Below are 17,941 nucleotides of genomic sequence, written 5' to 3'. Positions count from 1 at the left end.
GGAAATCCCAGACAGTGCCCGCCCACGGCGGCAACGGGCCTGCCCGCGGCCCAAGATGGGCACGCCCCGGCAGCGGGGCGCCACCCCGTACCGCCCGACGCGGAAGGCCGGCATGGACATCGCGATCGACCACGACAAGTGCATGGGAGCGGGTCAGTGCGTACTGATCGCACCCGAGGTCTTCGACCAGGACGAGACCGACGGACGTGCCCTGCTCCTGATCGAACGGCCGGGGAGCGACCACCACGAGGCGATCCGCGAAGCGCACGAATCCTGCCCGCTGGGTGCCATCACCCTCGACGGGGACTGAGCGGCTCCGGCAGGCCGGACGGCGGCGCCCGGCCCGCCTTCTGCCGGACCCGCTCCGATGTCCCGCGGCCCGGCCGCAGACCTTCTACGAACGAGAGGATGCCATGCGCGTTCTGTTCGCCGGCCTGTCGGAGAAGTCGCACCTGAACACCATGGTGCCGCTCGCCTGGGCCTTCGTCACGGCCGGCCACGACGTGCTGATGGCCAACTCGCCGTCGCTGACCCCCTCCATCACCGGGGTAGGCCTGGTGGCCGCCCCCGTGGGCACCGACGACCACACCCTGCTGCACGCGGACATGGCCCTCGCCCGCGAGTCCCAGGACGCCGACGTCGCCAACTGGAGCCACCTCGGCCCCGGCCAGGTCGACTGGGCCACCCTGCGCGAACGCTACGAGATCAGCGTGCCCTGGGGCTTCGCCCGCTACAACGATCCCGTCATGGACGACATGGTGGCCCTCGCCCGCGACTGGCGGCCCGACCTCGTCATCCGCGACCCCATCGCCTACGCGGGCGCGGTCGCCGCACGCGCCTGCGGCGCCGCCCACGCCCGCCTGCTGTGGTGCGCCGACGTGTACGGGCAGGCCCGCCGCACCTTCGTCGACCTCGCCCGCGACGTCCCCGAGGCCGAACGCACCGACCCGCTCGCCGAGTGGATCGACGAACGCGGCCGCGCCTACGGCGTGTCCTGCGACGAGGAACTCCTCAACGGCCAGTTCACGATCGACACCCTGCCCCCGAGCCTGCGGCCGCCGAGCGAACTGCACCAGCTGCCCATGCGCTACATCCCCTACAACGGCCCCGCCGTGCAGTGGGACTGGCTGCGCGAGCGGCCCAAGTCGCCCCGGGTGTGCGTCACCCTCGGCCGCACCAACAGCGAGGCCTACGGCGGCGACTACGTCCCCCTCTACGACATCCTCAGATCCCTGGGCGCACTCGACGTCGACGTCGTCGCCGCGCTCATGCCCGAGCAGGCCGAACAGCTCGGCGACCTGCCCCCCAACGTGCGCGCCGTCAGCGGGATCGCCCTGAACACGCTGCTGCCCACCTGCTCCGCCGTCATCCACCACGGCGGCTGGGGCTCCTTCGCCACCGCCCTCGTCAACGGCGTCCCGCAGCTCGCCCTGTCGACGAACGTCGCCGACCAGGAACTGCGCGGACGCGCGGTGCAGAAGGCCGGCGCCGGGATCTTCGTCCACCACAGCGACGTCGACGCCGGCCAGGTCCTCGTGCACACCCGCATGCTCGTGGAGGAGCCGTCGTTCGCGGCCGCCGCGGGACGGCTGCGGGACGAGTCCGCGGCCCTCCCCAGCCCGCACGCCCTGGTCGGCCGACTGGAACAACTGGTCGCCGACCGCTGACACCGCCCCGCACACACCCGCCCGAAGCGCACGGTCCGCACACACCCGCCCGAACGCACCGCCCCGAGCACCCTGCCCCGGACAGACCGGCCCACCGGCCGGATTCGCGCACCACACCGCACACACGAGGAAGGAGGACGGCGTCAACCGCGACCCCGACGGGGTACCTGGCGCCGCAATCCCGATGAGTCAGACACGCATCCTGGTGACCGGCGGTGCCGGCTTCATCGGTTCCCACTACGTCCGCACCCTCCTCGGTCCCCTCGGCCCCGGCGACGTCTCGGTGACCGTGCTGGACGCCTTCACCTACGCGGCCAAACGAGCCAGCCTCGACGAAGTCCACGACTCCGACCGCTTCCGGCTGGTCGTCGGCGACATCTGCGACCCGGACGTCGTCGGCCTCCTCATGGCCGAACACGACCAGGTCGTGCACTTCGCCGCCGAGTCGCACGTCGACCGGTCGCTCTCCAGCTCCGCCGAGTTCGTGCGCACCAACGTCATGGGCACCCAGGTGCTCCTGGACGCCGCCCTGCAGCACGGCATCGGCACCTTCGTGCACGTCTCCACCGACGAGGTCTACGGCTCCATCCCGGCCGGCTCCTGCTCCGAGGAGCAGTCCGTGAACCCCAACTCGCCCTACGCCGCCTCCAAGGCGGCCAGCGACCTGCTCGCCCTGGTCTACCACCGCTCCCACGACCTGGACGTACGGGTGACCCGCTGCTCCAACAACTACGGCCACCACCAGTACCCCGAGAAGATCATCCCGCTCTTCGTCAGCCTCCTCCTGCAGGGCAAGAAGGTCCCGCTGTACGGCGACGGCATGAACGTGCGCGACTGGCTCCACATCGACGACCACGTCCGCGGCATCGAACTGGTCCGCACCCGGGGCCGGGCCGGCGAGATCTACAACATCGGCGGCGGCACCGAACTCGACAACCGCCGGCTCACCGAACGGCTCCTGGAGGCGTGCGGCGCCACCTGGGACCAGGTCGAGTACGTCACCGACCGCAAGGGACACGACCGCCGCTACTCCGTCGACTGGACCAAGGCCCACACCGAGCTGGGCTACAAGCCGCAGAAGGACTTCACCGAGGGCCTCGCCGAGACCGTCGCCTGGTACCGCGACAACCGCGACTGGTGGGAGCCCGCCCTCGCCGGGACCGGCGAGGCGGCGACAGGGACCCCCGCATGCTGACCTTCCGCACCCTGGGACTGCTGGAGGTGACCCGGGACGGACGGCCCGTGACACCCACCGCCCCCAAGGTCCGCCAGATGCTGGCGCTGCTGCTGGCCCGCCGCAACACCCTGGTGTCGATCTCCGCGATCGCCGGGGAACTGTGGGAGCGCACCCCGCCGCGCAGCGCCACCGCCACCGTCCAGACGTACGTCTACCAGCTGCGCAAACTCCTGCAGAGCGACAGCGAGACGACCGAGGGAACGGGACCGCTCGTCACCCGGGCCACCGGCTACATCCTGCGGGTGGCCCCCGGCGACTACGACGCCGAGGAGTTCGAACGGCTCACCGTCCAGGCACGGTCCGCGATCGAGGCCGGTGACGCGCACACGGCCACCGAACGCCTCCAGGCCGCACTGGCCTGGTGGTCGGGGCAGCCGTTCGCCGACATCGGCCAGGGCCCCTGCCTCCAGGCGTACGCGCTGCGCCTGGAGGAGCTCCACATGCACGCGCTGGAGCTGCGCATCACCGCGGGCCTCGGCCTCGGCCTGCACCGCGAACTCGTCCCGGAACTCAAGGAACTGGCCAGCACCTACCCGCTCCACGAATGGTTCCAGGGCGGCCTGATCATCGCGCTCCAGCGCTGCGGCCGCAGCAGCGAGGCCCTCCAGGTCTACCAGCGGCTGCGCCGGCTCCTCCGCGACGAACTGGGCCTGGAACCCTCCGCGGGACTGCAGCAGATCCGCCAGCACGTCCTCCTGGACCGCGTCACCACCGCCGACCTCAGCCTGCTGCCGGGCTGACCGGGGAGCCGCCGGACGGGCCCACACCCGCCCCGGCCCTCCCACGCCCGCGCGCCCGCCCCGGCTCTCCCACGTTCGCGCGCCCGCGCCGGCCCTCCCATGCCGGAGCGCCTGCGCCGGCTCTCCCACGTTCGCGCGCCCGCGCCGCGCCCCCCGAGGCCCTGCGCTCGGCCCGTACGTCCACGCCCTTGCGCCCGCGCCAGCGCGGGCACGGCCCCGCGCCCGCGTCCGTTGCCCCGCATCCCCGTGCCCGGTCCTTGCCTTCGCGCCAGTGCGTCTGCTGCCTCGCGTCCGTGTCCGGTCCCCGCGTCCCTGACTCTGCATCGAGTGGTGTGCGCGCGGCCCGCGTTCGTGTACCCGCGCCGTACGCGGAGGCCCCCATGTCCTGGCTCTGCTGTCCTCGGCTCTGCGCGTGGAGGCCTTGGGTCCGGTCGGTGCGCCCTGCGGCCCTGCGGCCCTGCGCCGACGGGTCGCCGACCGGCCGGCGGCGTCCGCACGCGTGCGGACGCCGACCCGCACGCGCACCCCGCCCCCGGCTCAGACGGAACGTTTCGCCGCCTTCCACAGGTCCCGTACGGCCTCCTCGGGCCCGCGGCGGGGCGACCAGCCCAGCAGCTCGCGCGCCGCGGTGACGTCCACGCACATCCAGTCCGCGTCCGTGGCCGGCCGCACCGTACCGCCGGTGTCCTCGACCAGCCGCACCCGTCTGCCGCTCGCCGCGATCAGCCGCTCCACCACGGCACGCACATGCAGCGAGGTGCCGCTGCCGATGTTCACCACCCTGCCCCGCGCCCCCGGTGCCCGCGTCGCGGCCACGACCGCCTCGGACGCGTCCTTGGCGTCGACGAAGTCCCGGCTGCTGCGCAACGGGGACAGCTGCACCGTGACGGCCCCGCCCGGCTCCGGCCGGGCGAGCAACTGCTGCGCCACACGGCCCAGCAGGCTGCCGGGCGGGGTCCCGGCGCCGATCAGGTTCGACAGCCGCAGCACCACCGCGTTCGTCCGGCCTTCTTCGACGGAGCGCAGGACGGCCTGGCTGCCGAGCAGTTTCGACTGCCCGTAGTCCGTCGCCGGGCGAGTGGGGGAGTCCTCGGCGAGCAGGACACCCGCGGGCTGCGGCGTGTACTCGTGCACCGAGCCCAGATGCACCAGACGCGGCCGCCACGAGGCGGCGTCCAGCGCCGCCAGCAGCTGATCCACGAGCAGCTGGTTGCCCTGCCGCATGACGCCGACCGACGACGACCAGGCCACCCCGGCCGCGTTGACGACCGCCACCGGATGCTCCGCCTCGATCAGCCTCGTCAGCGCGTCCGGCCCGTCCTTGACCAGGTCCATCGGGCAGAACTGCCACGAGGCCGGCATCTTCGCGGCCTGCCGCGCGACGGCGATGACCTCGTGACCGGCCGCCTCCAGGGCCGCGCCCGCGTGCCGGCCGACGAAGCCGGTCGCGCCGAGGACGACCACCCGGCCCGGGGATCCGTCCGGCGCTCCGGGCACTGACTGCGTACCGACCAGCGTCATGCCGTTCTCCTTTTGGGCCGGGTCGCCCCCGCACCCGTACGTCGTCCCGGTGCGCCACGGCGGCGGACGTCGGATTTGTGCGGTCACTGTCGCACCCGGCGATCGAGGACCCCTCCAGGACCGTTCGACTCGACCATGCCCTGTGCGGCCCTTCAACGGTCCTCTACCGGCCCGCCCTATGGTGCTGACACCATGAAGGTTCGAGAGATGGCTGTGCCGGACGCATACCACATCACACCGCACAAGATCGGCGACGTGCGCGGGAACTTCTACGAGTCGTTCCGCCACGACAGGCTGGCCGAGGAGATCGGCAGACCGGTGCCCCTGGTGCAGGTGAACTACTCGGTGTCCCGCAAGAGCACCCTGCGCGGACTCCACGGCACCCTCCTGCCACCCGGCCAGGCGAAGGTCGTGTGCGTCGTCCGCGGCGCGATCCTCGACATCGTCGTCGACGTGCGCCTCGGCTCGCCCACCTTCGGCGCGCACGAGGCGAACTGGATGACCGCCGAGTCCGGCGACAGCGTCTTCGTCTCCGAAGGCCTCGTGCACGGCTTCCTCGCCCTCACCGACGACACCTGCGTCTCCTACCTGTGCTCCACCGAGTTCGTCCCCGGCACCCAGATCGACATCGACCCCCTCGACGCCGAACTCGACTTACCGTGGCAGCTGTCGGAGACCCCGCTGATGTCGGCCAAGGACTCCCGGGCCGTCTCCGTCGCCACCGCCCGCCGCACCGGCCTGCTGCCGCGCTACGAGGACTGCCTCGACCACTACGCGGCACTGCGCGGCACGTGACCGGCCGCCCGGCAGCGGACCCGCCCCCCTCCCCGGCGGCCGCCGGCACACCGTCCGAGGCCGCCGCCGTACCGAAGGAACAGCCGATGCCGCACCCCGCCGACCCCCGCCCGCTCCACTGCGCCGTCCTGCCCTTCGCGGACTTCGGGCACGTCGCACCGAGCCTCGGCGTCGCCCGCGCGCTCGTCGCCGGCGGCCACCGGGTGACCTACGTCGTGGACGAGCGGTACGCCTCCCTGGTCGAGGAAGCGGGCGCCCGCGCCGTCACCTACACCTCCGCACGCGGCGAGTTCTACCGCGCCGCCGACCCGGCCCCCGGCCAACTGGCCGCCGAGGGCTACGCGTTGCTGGTGGACACCATCGAGACCGTGTTCCCCGCCGCCCTGACCGCCCTCGCCCAGGACCCCCCGGACGCCGTCCTCTACGACTTCGAGAACGTGGCCGCCGGACGCGTCGCCGCCCGGGTCCTCGGCGCCCTGCCGGTGCAGATGTTCCCCAGCCACGCGGCGAACGAGACCTTCTCCCTGCGCGCCCAGATGTGGGACCGGGCCGACCCGGTCATGGCCAAGGGCGCCGGCGTCCTCATCGAGTTCATGGGCGAACACGGCATCGGCCTGGACGAGATGAGCCGCTACGGCACCGAGTGGGACGAGCACAACCTCGTCTTCCTGCCGCGGGACTTCCAGATCGAGGGCGACACCTTCGACGACCGCTTCGCGTTCGTGGGCCCCATGGTCACCGAAGCCCCGGCCGGCCTCTGGTCGCCGCCGGCGGACGGCCGGCGCACCGCGCTGGTGTCCCTGGGCACCGAGTCCGGCGACCGCGGCGACTTCTTCCGCACCTGCGCCCAGGCCTTCGACCCGGCCTCCTGGCACGTCGTGATGACCCTCGGACACGGCGCCGACCACGCACAACTGGGGCCGCTGCCCCCGCACGTGGAGATCCACGACTGGCTGCCGCACCCCGCCGTGCTGCCGCACGCCGACGTCCTCGTCTGCCACGCCGGCATGGGCAGCCTCATGGAGGCCCTGTACTTCGCCACCCCCGTGGTGGCCATCCCGCGCGCCCACGAACTCGGCCTCAGCGCCGAGCGGCTGGAGCAGTGCGGGGTCGGCCGCACCCTGTCACGGACCGGCCTCGACGCCCAGGTCCTCGCCCGCACCGTGAACGGGCTGCTGGCCGACCCGCGCACCCCCGGCGCCCTGCGGCGGATGCGCGAAGCCGTCCGCGGCGCCGGCGGTGCCGTCCGCGCCGCCGACACCCTTCAGGGCTGGGCGGCGCGGCACCGCCGGCACCGCACGGGCGGGCCGGCCGGCATCAGTGGGGCAGCGTGACGAACTCGCTGATGGTCGAGATGCTGTAGTCGATCATCTCGTCCGTCAGACCGGGGAACACACCGATCCAGAACGTGCGCTCGGTGGTGATGTCACTGTTGGTCAGCGGACCGCTGACCCGGAACTTCTGCCCCTCGTAGGCCGGGTGGCGGGTGAGGTTGCCCGCGAAGAAACGCCGGGTGGCCACCTTGCTGTACTCCAGGTGGTCGATGAGCGCGCCCGGCGCGAACGGCGCCCCCGGCACCACGGTGATGGCGAAACCGAACCAGCTCGGATCGCTGCCCGGGGTCGCCTCCGGCAGCACCAGGTGCGGAAGACCGTCCAACCCCTCCCGCAGCCGCGCCCAGTTGTGACGCCGGGCCTTGCCGAACTCGTCGATGTGCGTCAGCTGCTGCAGACCCAGCGCCGCCTGCACGTCGGTCGACTTCAGGTTGTAACCCACGTGCGAGAAGATGTATTTGTGGTCGTAGCCGGCCGGCAGCGTCCCCATCTGGTGCTCGAACCGCTTGAAGCAGCGGTTGTCCTCGGCCGGCTCGCACCAGCAGTCCCGGCCCCAGTCGCGCATGGACTCCACGATGCGCGCCAGCGCCAGGTTGTCCGTCAGGACCACCCCGCCCTCACCCATCGTGATGTGGTGCGCCGGGTAGAAACTCTCGGTCGCCAGATCACCGAACGTGCCGGTGAGACGGCCGTTGTAGGTGCTGCCCAGCGCGTCGCAGTTGTCCTCGATGAGGAACAGGCCGTGGTCGTCGGCGATCTGCGCGATCTCCTCCACGGCGTACGGGTTGCCGAGCGCGTGCGCCACCATGATGGCCCGCGTCCGCGGACCGATGGCCTGCTCGATCCGCTCCGGCGTCGGGTTGTACGTGCCGATCTCGATGTCGGTGAAGACCGGCACCAGACCGTTCTGGATGATCGGGTTGACGGTCGTCGGGAACCCGGCCGCCACGGTGACCACCTCGTCGCCCGGCACCAGACGGCTGTCCTCCAGCTGCGGTGAGGTGAGCGAGCTGAGCGCCAGCAGGTTCGCCGACGAACCGGAGTTCGTCAGATGCGCCTTGCGCAGACCGAAGTACTTGGCCAGCGCCCGTTCCAGCTTGCGCGAGCTCGGCCCGGCCGCGATCCGCATGTCCAGGGCCGCCTCGACCAGCGCGACCCGGTCGTCCTCGTCGAGGACGGCACCGGAGGCCATGACGGACGTGATCCCGGGCACGAATCCCGAGGACGCGTTGGAGCGGTGGTACTCGCGTACCAGGTCGAGGATCTCTGTCTTGTCGTTGCCCATCGGCTGGTGGCCTCCCTGTGGCTGCCGGCGGGGACGGAGCCGTGGCCTCGACGGCAGGAAGTGCGAGCGGGGTCCCCGGGCCGGGCTTGTGCCGTCCGGGAAGCCCAGCCCAACACACGGCGCACCGGCCTGCCCAGCGCTGCCGGACAAGTCTAGGGAACAACCAAAACCCGGCCCGCGCACGGCCGTTGGTGGCCTGAGCAGCCACGGGGAAGACCCGCGGACGAGGACTAGTGATTTCCTCGCCCGGTCCGCGGAACGCTGGAGTGTCAGGTCAACAGGCACGCCCGCAGGCCGATTCCAGTGAGGCTCGATGAACAACACTTCAGCTGCGTCCCGGACACGGCACCACACCGTCACCGTCCGGGCCGGCGAAGCGACCGCGGAGCGCGTGCGCCTGAGCGTCTACGACCTCATGACCGGCACGTTCGCGACCCCGCGCACCTTCTACTACCGCCGGACGCTGGACGCCGCGGCGCTGCGCGCCTCACTGGCCGCGACCCTGCCGCACTACCCGCTGCTGACCGGACGGCTGGTCCGTGACGACGACCGCGGGCTCAGCGTCGTCTGCGACGACGCGGGCGTCCCGTTCACCGAGAGCCACAGCGACCGGCCCATGCCCGAGTACGGCTTGGGCCGTTCGGCCAAGGACGACATCGGCTCCTACCTCCACAAGGCCAGCGCCTTCCGGATCGTCGGGCACGACACCCCGCTGCTGACCGTGCGGGTCACCCATATGCGCGGCGGCGGCTCGGTCCTCGGCGTCTCGATCAACCACAGCATCGTCGACGGCGCGGGATACCTCGACTTCCTGCGGCACTGGTCGCGCGTCCACCACGGCGAGGAGCACCGCGCGGCCCCGTACGCCCGCACGCTCCTCGACGGCCTCGCGGAGGGCGCCGCGCCCGACGCCGCACGGCACAGCAGCCAGTACGCCCTGGTGTCCGGACCGCGGAAGGCCCGCTTCATCCTCCGGGTCAACGCCGGTGCGCGACGCGTGCGCACCCTCACCCTGCGCTTCGCCGCCGAGGAGGTGCGGGCGCTGAAGGAGCACGCCCGCGCCGGGCTCGCCGGCAGCGGTCTGCGGGTCTCCAGCGGCGACGCGCTCAGCGCGCACCTGTGGAAGGTCCTCGCCGACCTGCGGGCGCGCCCAGACGACAGCGCGGAGCGGCTCGGCATGGTCGTCGGCCTGCGCTCCGCGCTGCGCGCGGCCCTGCCCGACGGGTACTGGGGCAACGCCGTCACCAACGTCACGCCGGAGATGCGGGCCGCGGAACTGCGCGCCGCCTCGCTCGCCGACACCGTCGCGGCCGTCCGCCGGGCCGTCGACGGCATCACCGCCGACCGGGTACGCGACGAGGCCGCCTTCCTGGAGGCCCAGCGCGACGCCCGCCGCACCCACCTCGTCCTGAGCCGGATGGCCCTGGACGCCTTCGGGGGAACCGTCGCGGTCAACAACGTCAGCCGGCTGCCCGTCTACGAGATCGACCTCGGCGCGGGACGGCCGTTCTGGTTCGAGTTCCCCGCCAGCCCCGTGCCGTGGTCGATCCTGATCACTCCCACACCGGTGGACGACGGCAGCCGGGACGTGCACTTCAGCGTCCCGCGCGAGAGCGCGCGGGCACTCCTCACGCCGGAGTGGACCAAGCGGCTGCACACGTACGCGCCGGACGCCTGACCCGGGCTTCCACCCCGGCACCACCGGCACGCCCGCGGTCCGGCCTCCGCCCGGGCCTGCCCTGGTGCCACCGGACGCCTGCCGCCCGGGCTCTGCCCGGAACCGTCCCCGCGCCACCGGATGCCTGACACCGAGGCTCTGCCCGGGGGCTGTCCTGGCGTCACCGGACGCGCGACCCCCGGGCGGGTTCCGCTCGACGCCGTCCCGGCGACACCGCACGCCTGGCCTGCCGGCGCCGTTCGCCCACGATCCGGCGTCCGGCCAACTCGCTGCGCGCCGCCGGGCTCACCTCCGATCCAGCCGTCCGGATTCACCGCCGGTCCGCTCGTCCGGATTCACCGCCGGTCCGGACGGGCGGACTTGCCACGGGTCCGGCCGGGCCGTTCCCGTCGATTCCGCCCCGCACCGGCCGACTCGCCCCCGCCGCCGGTGCGCCTCCGGCACCTCCGGTCCCGCATCGCGGACACTCTCCGGCTGCGCGCGCCCGGCAGGGCCCCCGCCGCGGCCCGCTCCGCTCAAGCCGGACCAGCCCGGGCAGCTCACCCAGGCCCGGCTCGTCTCACCCGGGCTCGGCCCGCCCTCCGTCAGACCCGACGGGGGCCGGACGGCCCGCCCTCCGTCAGACCCAGACCGCTTCCACCACGCCCAGACCCCTTCACCCCGCCGAGACGACCGCGGCCACGCCTGGACCCCCTCCGCCACGCCGAGACGACCTCCGCCGCCGCGGGTGTCATCTCCCGCGTGCACGCCCCGGCTTCGGGCGGCGCACGCCGGAGGCCCTGGTGCCGCCCGCCGCAGGCGCCCGGGGGAATGCCGGAGCCCGGCGTCCCCCGAGGACGCCGGGCCCGATGCGTGTGCGAGGCGGTCGGCACCGCGTCGCCGGGACGGGGCGGGCCTACAGCCCGACCGCTGTCCGCAGGGCGTTGACGCGGTCGGTGCGCTCCCACGTGAAGGCGTCGCCCTCGCGGCCGAAGTGGCCGTAGGCGGCGGTCTGCGCGTAGATCGGGCGCAGCAGGTCGAGGTCGCGGATGATCGCGGCCGGGCGCAGGTCGAAGACCTCGTCGATGGCCTTCTCGATCCGGTCGACGTCGACGGTGTGGGTGCCGAAGGTCTCCACGAACAGGCCGACCGGCCGCGCCTTGCCGATGGCGTAGGCGACCTGGACCTCGCAGCGCGAGGCGAGCCCGGCGGCGACGACGTTCTTGGCGACCCAGCGCATCGCGTACGCGGCGGAACGGTCGACCTTGGACGGGTCCTTGCCGGAGAAGGCGCCGCCGCCGTGACGGGCCATGCCGCCGTACGTGTCGATGATGATCTTGCGGCCGGTGAGGCCGGCGTCGCCCATCGGGCCGCCGATCTCGAAGCGGCCGGTCGGGTTGACCAGCAGGCGGTAGCCCTCGGTGTCCAGCTTGATGCCGTTGTCCGCGAGCGCCCGCACCTCCGGTTCGACGACGAACTCGCGGATGTCCGGGGCGAGCAGCGAGTCGAGGTCGATGTCCGCGGAGTGCTGGGAGGACACGACGACGGTGTCCAGGCGGACCGCCCGGTCGCCGTCGTACTCGATGGTGACCTGGGTCTTGCCGTCGGGGCGCAGGTAGGGGACCGTGCCGTTCTTGCGGACCTCGGAGAGCCGGTGGGAGAGCCGGTGCGCGAGGTGGATCGGCAGCGGCATCAGCTCCGGGGTCTCGTCCGTCGCGTAGCCGAACATCAGGCCCTGGTCACCGGCGCCCTGCTGGTCCAGGTCGTCGCTCTGGCCGTCCCCGGCGCGCTTCTCGTACGCGGAGTCGACGCCCTGGGCGATGTCGGGGGACTGGGTGCCGATCGACGTGGACACCCCGCACGACAGTCCGTCGAAGCCCTTGACGGAGGAGTCGTAGCCGATCTCCAGGATCTTGTCCCGGACGAGCTGGGCGATCGGCACGTAGGCGGTGGTCGCGACCTCGCCGGCCACGTGCACCAGGCCGGTGGTGATCAGTGTCTCCACCGCCACGCGTGAGGTGGGGTCCTGGCGCAGCAGCGCGTCGAGGATGGTGTCGCTGATCTGGTCGGCGATCTTGTCGGGGTGTCCCTCTGTGACGGACTCCGAGGTGAACAGGCGGTGAGACACGGCGCTCCCTTGGGTGCGGGGGCTGTCGGCGGTGAAGCCCTATGCGGCGCGGGGCGCTGACAGCGGGTGGACGGTGAAGACGGCGGACGTGCGGGTGCGGCGGGGGAGGCGGCGGGGCGTGCGGGGTGCGGGGAGGTGCTGTGCGACCCAGCCGGCCAGGATTCCGGCGGCGTGGTCGAGTGCCTCGGGCCAGGTGGTACGTGCGTCCTCGTCGGCGCTGTCACTGACGAACTTGACGAGACGTACGGGGATGTTGAGGTGCTGTGCCACGGTCGCGACGGCGTAGCCCTCCATGTCGACGAGGTCGGCCTCCTGGGCGAGCCGGTCGCGGACGGCGGAGTCCGTGACGAAGGTGTCGCCGGTCGCGAGGGTGGGCCCGCGGTCCGCGCCCACGGTGAGGGGGGCACCGTAGACGCGGCCGCTGATCCGGTGCAGGAGGGCGGTGTCGAAGTCGTGCTGGACGACCCGGGAGATCTCGTGGACGCCCGGCAGGCCGTCCTTCAGCGCTCCGGCCGTGCCGAGGTTGACGATCTCGCCGGGGCGCTCGCCCCGGGACAGGGTGAGGGCGAGGGCCGCGGCCGCGTTGACCTTTCCCATCCCGGTGACCAGCAGGGGGAAGCGGCCGTCGAGGTGGGCCGCCTCCTCCGCCACGGCCGCGACGATCAGCGGCGCGTCGGAGCGGATCTCACCGATGAGGCGGGGGGAGAACGCGTGGTCGGTGACCGGGTGGAGGGACACGGCGCTTCCTGCCTTTCGCAAGGGTCAGCCCACCGGGCGCTCGGTGTCGAAGTCGTCGAGGTAGGCCTGCTTCGCGGCGGTGTCGCGCGCCGAGCGCAGGTAGAGCGACCAGGCGCGCCGCTCGTGCCCGGTCACGTCCAGTTCGACGACGTCCTGGGCGGCGAGCTGCAGGCCGGGCTCCTGTTCGTAGGGGCGGAAGCCGTCGCCGGTGTCGGCGTAGATCGCCTGGACCAGCTCGTTGCGGTCCCGCCACACGCAGACCTGCATGAAGTAGTGGTCGCCGCAGCGGTGCAGCAGCACGTAGCCGAACTCCTTGCGGAACGCCAGCCGTCCGGCGGCCTCCTCGGCCCGCAGGAACACCCGCGCCCGCTCGCCGACCTCGGGCGTCGCCTCCTGCTCCGCGCCGCGGATGTCGTACCACTTCAGGTAGGCGCCCGGCAGGACGAGGTGCCCTCCGGGGTGGCTGCGGTGCAGCGTGTGCGACCAGCCGGCGTACTCGGCGTATCCGGTGAGGTCGTCGCGGGTCGTGGCCGCTGCCGACACAGCGATCTCCGTTCCTGTGGGGTGCGGGTACATACGGGTGCGGGTGGGGGCGAGGTGGTGCAGGGGGGTGCGGGGTGGTGGGCGGTCCGGTGCGGCCGGCCCGGCGGGGAGACCGGGTGGGGCCGCACCGGACCCCGTCTCAGACCGTCGCGGTCGCGGCCTCGTCGGCCAGCGATCCGGAGACGGTGGTGTGGGCGCTCGCGAACAGCTGCGGGTGGGCCCGCTGGATCCCGCCGACCACCAGGTCGTAGGGGACGTCGTCGAAGGAGCCGTGCTCGTGGATGAACTCCATGTGCTGCCGGCCGTCCTCGTCGAACGGGTGGTACAGGCTGTCCGTGCGGCCGTCGAAGTCCAGCGGCTTGATCTTGTAGAGCTTGCAGAGAAGCTTGTTGAAGACCGGGGTCGCCTTCACCCACCTGCCGTCGAGCTCGACCACGGTCAGGCTGTGGAAGCGGAAGACGTCCCCGCCGACCAGCTCCCGCAGCCGCGGCGAGGCGAGGTGGTTGCGCACGTCGCCGTAGTAGACGCGGCTCGGGATGCCCACGGCGCGCAGCGCGGCCGCGTAGAGGATGGACTTGTGGACGCAGAACCCGAAGCCCTTCTCCAGCACGCCGGTCGCGCTCAGCCCGTGCCGGGTCAGATCGGCGCCGTACACCTCGTAGGTGATGCCGTCGCGCACCGCGTAGTAGAGCGCGATCGCCTTCTGCGTCTTTGTCTCGCTCTCCTTGGCCCGGGCGAGGGTCTTGTCGACGAACGCGCGGACGGCCGGCGAGCGGTGGTCCAGGAACTCGGTCGCGGCCAGAGTGGCCGTCTCGGTGGCGGTGCCGGCCGCAGCCGCGGCACCGGTGTTCTCTGCCATGTTTCTCGGGATTCCTTCCAGATCCTCAGGCCTGCGCGGGCCTGAGCGGACGGTTCAGGCCCATGAGGGTGGCCAGACGCTGGCGCTGGATCTCCGAGGTGCCGGAGTAGATCCGCCCGCCCACGGCGTCCCGCAGGTCCTTCTCGACTCCGTACTCGCTGACGTAGCCGTAACCGCCGAAGACCTGGATCGCGTTCAGCGCGGAGCGCACGTTCGCCTCGCTCACCACCAGCTTGGTCATCGCGACGTCACTGGCGGCGTCGGCCTTGGACTGCACCTTCTCGGCGGTGTCGTAGATCCACTTCTGTGAGGTCTCCAGGTCGATCCGCATCTCGACGATCATGTTGGCGACCGACTGGTTCGCGCCGATGACCGACCCGAACTGGGTACGGGTACGGGCGTACTCCACGCACCGCTCCAGGCGCCGGCGCATCTCGCCGACGTTGATCCCGAAGCCGCACAGGATCTCCCACTTCATGACGTGGTCGAAGATGAGGAACCCCGCGCCCTTGCTGCCGACCACGTGGTCCCGGGGCACCCGGACGTCGTCCAGGAAGACCTCGGCCAGCGGCGAGGTGCGCAGCCCCATCTTCGAGATGGGGTTGCCGACCGACAGGCCCGGCGAGTCGCGGCGCACCAGGAACGCGGTGATCCCGGCCAGGTCACCGGGCGCGCCGGTCCGGGCGTAGACGACGATCACGTCGGCGATCGAGGCGTTGCTGATGAACGACTTGCTCCCGTTGAGGACGAAGTCGTCGCCGTCCAGGACGGCGGTGGTCTGCATCCCCATCACGTCCGAACCGCCGGAGGGTTCGGTGATGGCGTGCGCGCCGATCATCGTGCCGGCGCAGATCTCCGGCAGGTAGCGGGCCTTGAGCGCCGACGAACCGAACCGCTGGAGCGGGACACCGGTGCTGACCATGTGGGTGGAGACCGAGAAGTTCAGCCCGGAGTCCTGGCAGTCGTGGCCGAGCTGCTCCAGCACATGGACGGTGGTCAGCAGGTCCTTGCCCAGACCCCCGTGGAGGGGGTCGAACGGCAGCCCGAACAGGCCCACGTCCCTGAGTCGTTGCCAGCCGTCCCGGTCGAACGTGCCGTCCCGGTCGCGTTCGAGGTGGTCGGCGCCGGCCTTCGAGGCCACGGCGCCGATCGCCTCACGCAGTTCCTGCTGTTCCTCGCTCCAGCGCATCATGACGGGGAAGTGTCCGATCCTCAGTACTGGGAAAAGGCTTCGTCGCTGAGCGCGTGGCTCTCGTCGCCCCTCAGCGGCGGGTTGAAGACGCTCACGAGCTCCATGTCCTGGTCGGGGGAGGCGATCAGGAAGTGGGCGTCGTGCTCGTCGAGGACGTACAGCACACCGGGGGTCAGGTCCTGCGCGACGCTGCCGTCGGCGGCCTCGACACGGCCCGAGCCGGAGATGCAGTAGCACGCCTCGAGGTGACGCCGGTACTGCAGCCGTGACTTCGTGCCCGCGCGGACGACGGTGTGACAGATGCCGAAGCCCATGTTGTCCGCTTCGACCAGGAGGCGGTGACTCGGACCGCTTCCCCACTCGACCGGTGTGACCTGCGACTTCTCGCGAATGAACATGGTTTCCTTTCTTTCTCCTGGTGTGGAGGTGCGGGGGAGCGGGGGTTACTCGGGGGCGGTGACGCCGGCGTAGCGGCGGACGACCTTCTCGACGGCCGCGACCGACCGGAAGTCGTCCGGGGAGATCTCCAGGTCGGCGAACGGGATGTCGAAGCGGTCACCCAGCCACTCGATGAGCCGCAGCAGGTCCAGGCTGCTGATGACGCCGTTCTCCAGCAGGTCGTAGGACGGGTCCAGTTCCGAGACGGGGGTGCCGGGCAGGTACTCCGCCACGATGTGCGCGGTGATGTCGCGTTGGATGGTCATTGGATCTTCTCCATGAGCAGGCGACGGCTCACCTTGCCGGTGGGCCCGATCGGCAGTGGGTCGGTCATCAGGTGGAAGGCGGCGGGAATGGCCGCCCGGTTGACCTTGGCGGCGCAGTAGCTGCGCAGCTGCAGTCCGGTCACCGCGTCGTCGCTGCGCCGGACGAACGCGTGCAGTGCACGTCCCGAGTCGGGGTGCGGCACGGCCACCACGGCCGCCTCGGCGACCCCTCCGTGGCCCTGCAGGACCCGTTCGACCTCCTCCAGGTTGATGCGCACACCGCGCACCTTGACCTGCGAGTCGGTGCGGCCCACCAGGGCCAGTTCACCGCCGGCGGAACGGGTGACCACATCACCGGTGCGGTACCAGACACGGTCGCCGCGCACCACGAACCGGTCCTTCGCCCCGGCCTCGCCGAGGTACCCGGAGGTCTGGAACGGCGTCGAGACCAGCAGTTCGCCGCTGCCGGCACCGCGCAGCACCTCGCCGTCGGCCACCACGTCCACCAGCACGCCCGGCAACGGACTGCCCAGGGGCAGCACCTCCCGGTCGGCGGCCTCGGCCGCGGAGAACGTGTGGATCATGCTGTCGTTCGTCTCGGTGCAGCCGTACACGTTGTGCAGCCGCGCCGCCGGGAAGAGCCGCGACAGCCCGGCCCGCACGGACCGCGGCACGTGATCACCCGTCAGCAGCAGCTCACGCACGCCCGGGAACGTGGACCCGGTGCCCGCCTCGGTCAGCAGCCGGAAGAACATCGGCACCGCCTGCACGACGTGCGGCCGGGTGCTCTCCAGCAGCCCGAGCAGGTACTTCGTGTCGACGCTGCGGTCGTGGTCCACCGGTACGACACAGCCGCCGTGCCGCAGCGTGCCCCAGATGTCCAGGAGGGTCAGGTCGAAGTTGAGCGGGGCGAAGTTCAGCACCCGCGTACCGGTGCCGAGCGCGAACGCGCTGCCCGCCCAGGAGGTGAAGGCGTCGACGCCGGCCGCGCCCAGCGGAACGAGCTTGGGGATGCCGGTGGAACCGGACGTCGTCAGCAGCAGGCTGGTGTCCTCGGGCAGCACCGGCCCGCCCGGCGCGGCCGTCACCGGACGGTGCGTCAGACGCTCCTCGGCGACGCCCAGGACGGCCTGACAGCCGCTGCGTCCGACCAGCTCGGCCAGGAGCTCCCGGCCGAGTTCCGTGGAGGCCAGCAGCAGCGGCCGTCCGGCCCTCATGCAGGCCAGGACCGTGGCGATCGCCACGGCCGACTTCGACGCCTGGAGCGCGAGCGGGCGGCGGGTGTCGGGATACCGGCCGGCCAGCTCCGCACCGATCCGCTCCGCCGCCGCGACCAGTTCGGCATACGTGACGACCTCGTCCCGCGCGCCGCCGAACAGCAGCGCCGGATCGTCCGGGCTTTGCTTCGCACGCACTGCGACGTCCGCCGCCACCGATCTGGACATGACTCCCCATTGATCGAAGATCGGGGGACCCGAGCAATCGAGTCCTCCGACCGGATATACCGTCACGAACATTCTGAGGGGGCCGCCCCGTAATTC

The 17,941-nt window shown here is 72.0% G+C and carries 17 protein-coding genes; 7 read left to right on the top strand and 10 right to left on the bottom strand.

What is annotated here, in order from left to right:
* The first annotated feature begins 112 nt into the window (after positions 1 to 112).
* The 4 genes from OG776_RS00300 to OG776_RS00285 all read left to right on the top strand — a co-directional run bounded on the left by OG776_RS00300 (position 113) and on the right by OG776_RS00285 (position 3,644).
* A complete protein-coding gene (locus tag OG776_RS00300; protein ID WP_148009555.1) occupies positions 113 to 310 on the top strand; it encodes a ferredoxin in 198 nt (65 codons plus the stop codon).
* Positions 311 to 413: 103 nt separating this feature from the next.
* A complete protein-coding gene (locus OG776_RS00295; RefSeq protein ID WP_148009554.1) occupies positions 414 to 1,667 on the top strand; it encodes an activator-dependent family glycosyltransferase in 1,254 nt (417 codons plus the stop codon).
* Between the two features lie 184 nt (positions 1,668 to 1,851).
* Positions 1,852 to 2,862: a dTDP-glucose 4,6-dehydratase gene (gene rfbB / locus OG776_RS00290; RefSeq protein WP_329318028.1), complete on the top strand. Its 1,011-nt coding sequence runs from the start codon at positions 1,852 to 1,854 to the stop codon at positions 2,860 to 2,862.
* On the top strand, positions 2,856 to 3,644 hold the full coding sequence (locus OG776_RS00285) for an AfsR/SARP family transcriptional regulator (protein ID WP_329318026.1): 789 nt from the start codon (positions 2,856 to 2,858) through the stop codon (positions 3,642 to 3,644). Before rfbB ends, OG776_RS00285 begins: the two co-directional genes overlap by 7 nt.
* A gap of 537 nt (positions 3,645 to 4,181) precedes the next feature.
* Here OG776_RS00285 and OG776_RS00280 read toward each other — a convergent pair.
* Positions 4,182 to 5,165, bottom strand: a complete 984-nt coding sequence (locus OG776_RS00280; protein ID WP_148007841.1) for an NAD-dependent epimerase/dehydratase family protein — start codon at positions 5,163 to 5,165, stop codon at positions 4,182 to 4,184.
* A gap of 192 nt (positions 5,166 to 5,357) precedes the next feature.
* On the opposite strand from OG776_RS00280, the gene OG776_RS00275 reads away from it, so the two are divergent.
* Both OG776_RS00275 and OG776_RS00270 read left to right on the top strand, forming a co-directional pair.
* A complete protein-coding gene (locus tag OG776_RS00275) occupies positions 5,358 to 5,960 on the top strand; it encodes a dTDP-4-dehydrorhamnose 3,5-epimerase family protein (RefSeq protein WP_187285504.1) in 603 nt (200 codons plus the stop codon).
* 86 nt (positions 5,961 to 6,046) lie between these two features.
* On the top strand, positions 6,047 to 7,294 hold the full coding sequence (locus OG776_RS00270) for a macrolide family glycosyltransferase (RefSeq protein WP_148007839.1): 1,248 nt from the start codon (positions 6,047 to 6,049) through the stop codon (positions 7,292 to 7,294).
* On the opposite strand, the gene rfbH is transcribed toward OG776_RS00270, so the two are convergent.
* Positions 7,278 to 8,579, bottom strand: coding sequence for a lipopolysaccharide biosynthesis protein RfbH (gene rfbH, locus OG776_RS00265; RefSeq protein ID WP_148007838.1), 1,302 nt, complete (start codon positions 8,577 to 8,579; stop codon positions 7,278 to 7,280). The genes OG776_RS00270 and rfbH overlap by 17 nt on opposite strands.
* A 313-nt stretch (positions 8,580 to 8,892) precedes the next feature.
* On the opposite strand from rfbH, the gene OG776_RS00260 reads away from it, so the two are divergent.
* A complete protein-coding gene (locus tag OG776_RS00260) occupies positions 8,893 to 10,257 on the top strand; it encodes an acyltransferase (protein WP_329318021.1) in 1,365 nt (454 codons plus the stop codon).
* Positions 10,258 to 11,152: 895 nt separating this feature from the next.
* Here OG776_RS00260 and metK read toward each other — a convergent pair.
* The 8 genes from metK to OG776_RS00220 form a co-directional block, all read right to left on the bottom strand.
* Positions 11,153 to 12,364 (bottom strand): methionine adenosyltransferase, encoded by a 1,212-nt coding sequence (metK, locus tag OG776_RS00255; RefSeq protein WP_148007836.1) that lies wholly within the window; start codon positions 12,362 to 12,364, stop codon positions 11,153 to 11,155.
* 39 nt (positions 12,365 to 12,403) lie between these two features.
* Positions 12,404 to 13,102: a nucleosidase gene (locus OG776_RS00250; protein ID WP_329318019.1), complete on the bottom strand. Its 699-nt coding sequence runs from the start codon at positions 13,100 to 13,102 to the stop codon at positions 12,404 to 12,406.
* A gap of 24 nt (positions 13,103 to 13,126) precedes the next feature.
* Entirely contained in the window at positions 13,127 to 13,645 is a 519-nt protein-coding gene (locus tag OG776_RS00245; RefSeq protein ID WP_148014765.1) for a hypothetical protein, read from the bottom strand.
* Positions 13,646 to 13,784: 139 nt separating this feature from the next.
* On the bottom strand, positions 13,785 to 14,504 hold the full coding sequence (locus OG776_RS00240; protein WP_148015060.1) for a transglutaminase-like domain-containing protein: 720 nt from the start codon (positions 14,502 to 14,504) through the stop codon (positions 13,785 to 13,787).
* A gap of 25 nt (positions 14,505 to 14,529) precedes the next feature.
* The gene (locus OG776_RS00235) at positions 14,530 to 15,696 is read right to left on the bottom strand and encodes an acyl-CoA dehydrogenase family protein (protein WP_148015059.1); all 1,167 of its coding nucleotides are present in this window, start codon (positions 15,694 to 15,696) and stop codon (positions 14,530 to 14,532) included.
* Positions 15,697 to 15,716: 20 nt separating this feature from the next.
* Positions 15,717 to 16,094: an ectoine synthase gene (locus OG776_RS00230; RefSeq protein WP_148015058.1), complete on the bottom strand. Its 378-nt coding sequence runs from the start codon at positions 16,092 to 16,094 to the stop codon at positions 15,717 to 15,719.
* A 45-nt stretch (positions 16,095 to 16,139) separates the two neighbouring features.
* On the bottom strand, positions 16,140 to 16,400 hold the full coding sequence (locus OG776_RS00225) for an acyl carrier protein (protein WP_329318011.1): 261 nt from the start codon (positions 16,398 to 16,400) through the stop codon (positions 16,140 to 16,142).
* The gene (locus tag OG776_RS00220) at positions 16,397 to 17,815 is read right to left on the bottom strand and encodes an AMP-binding protein (RefSeq protein ID WP_329326294.1); all 1,419 of its coding nucleotides are present in this window, start codon (positions 17,813 to 17,815) and stop codon (positions 16,397 to 16,399) included. The genes OG776_RS00225 and OG776_RS00220 overlap by 4 nt, the downstream gene beginning before the upstream one ends.
* Between the last annotated feature and the right edge of the window lie 126 nt (positions 17,816 to 17,941).

The organism is Streptomyces sp. NBC_01689 (genome assembly GCF_036250675.1).
GTDB lineage: Bacteria > Actinomycetota > Actinomycetes > Streptomycetales > Streptomycetaceae > Streptomyces.
This window is presented reverse-complemented; position numbering and strand designations above follow the sequence as displayed.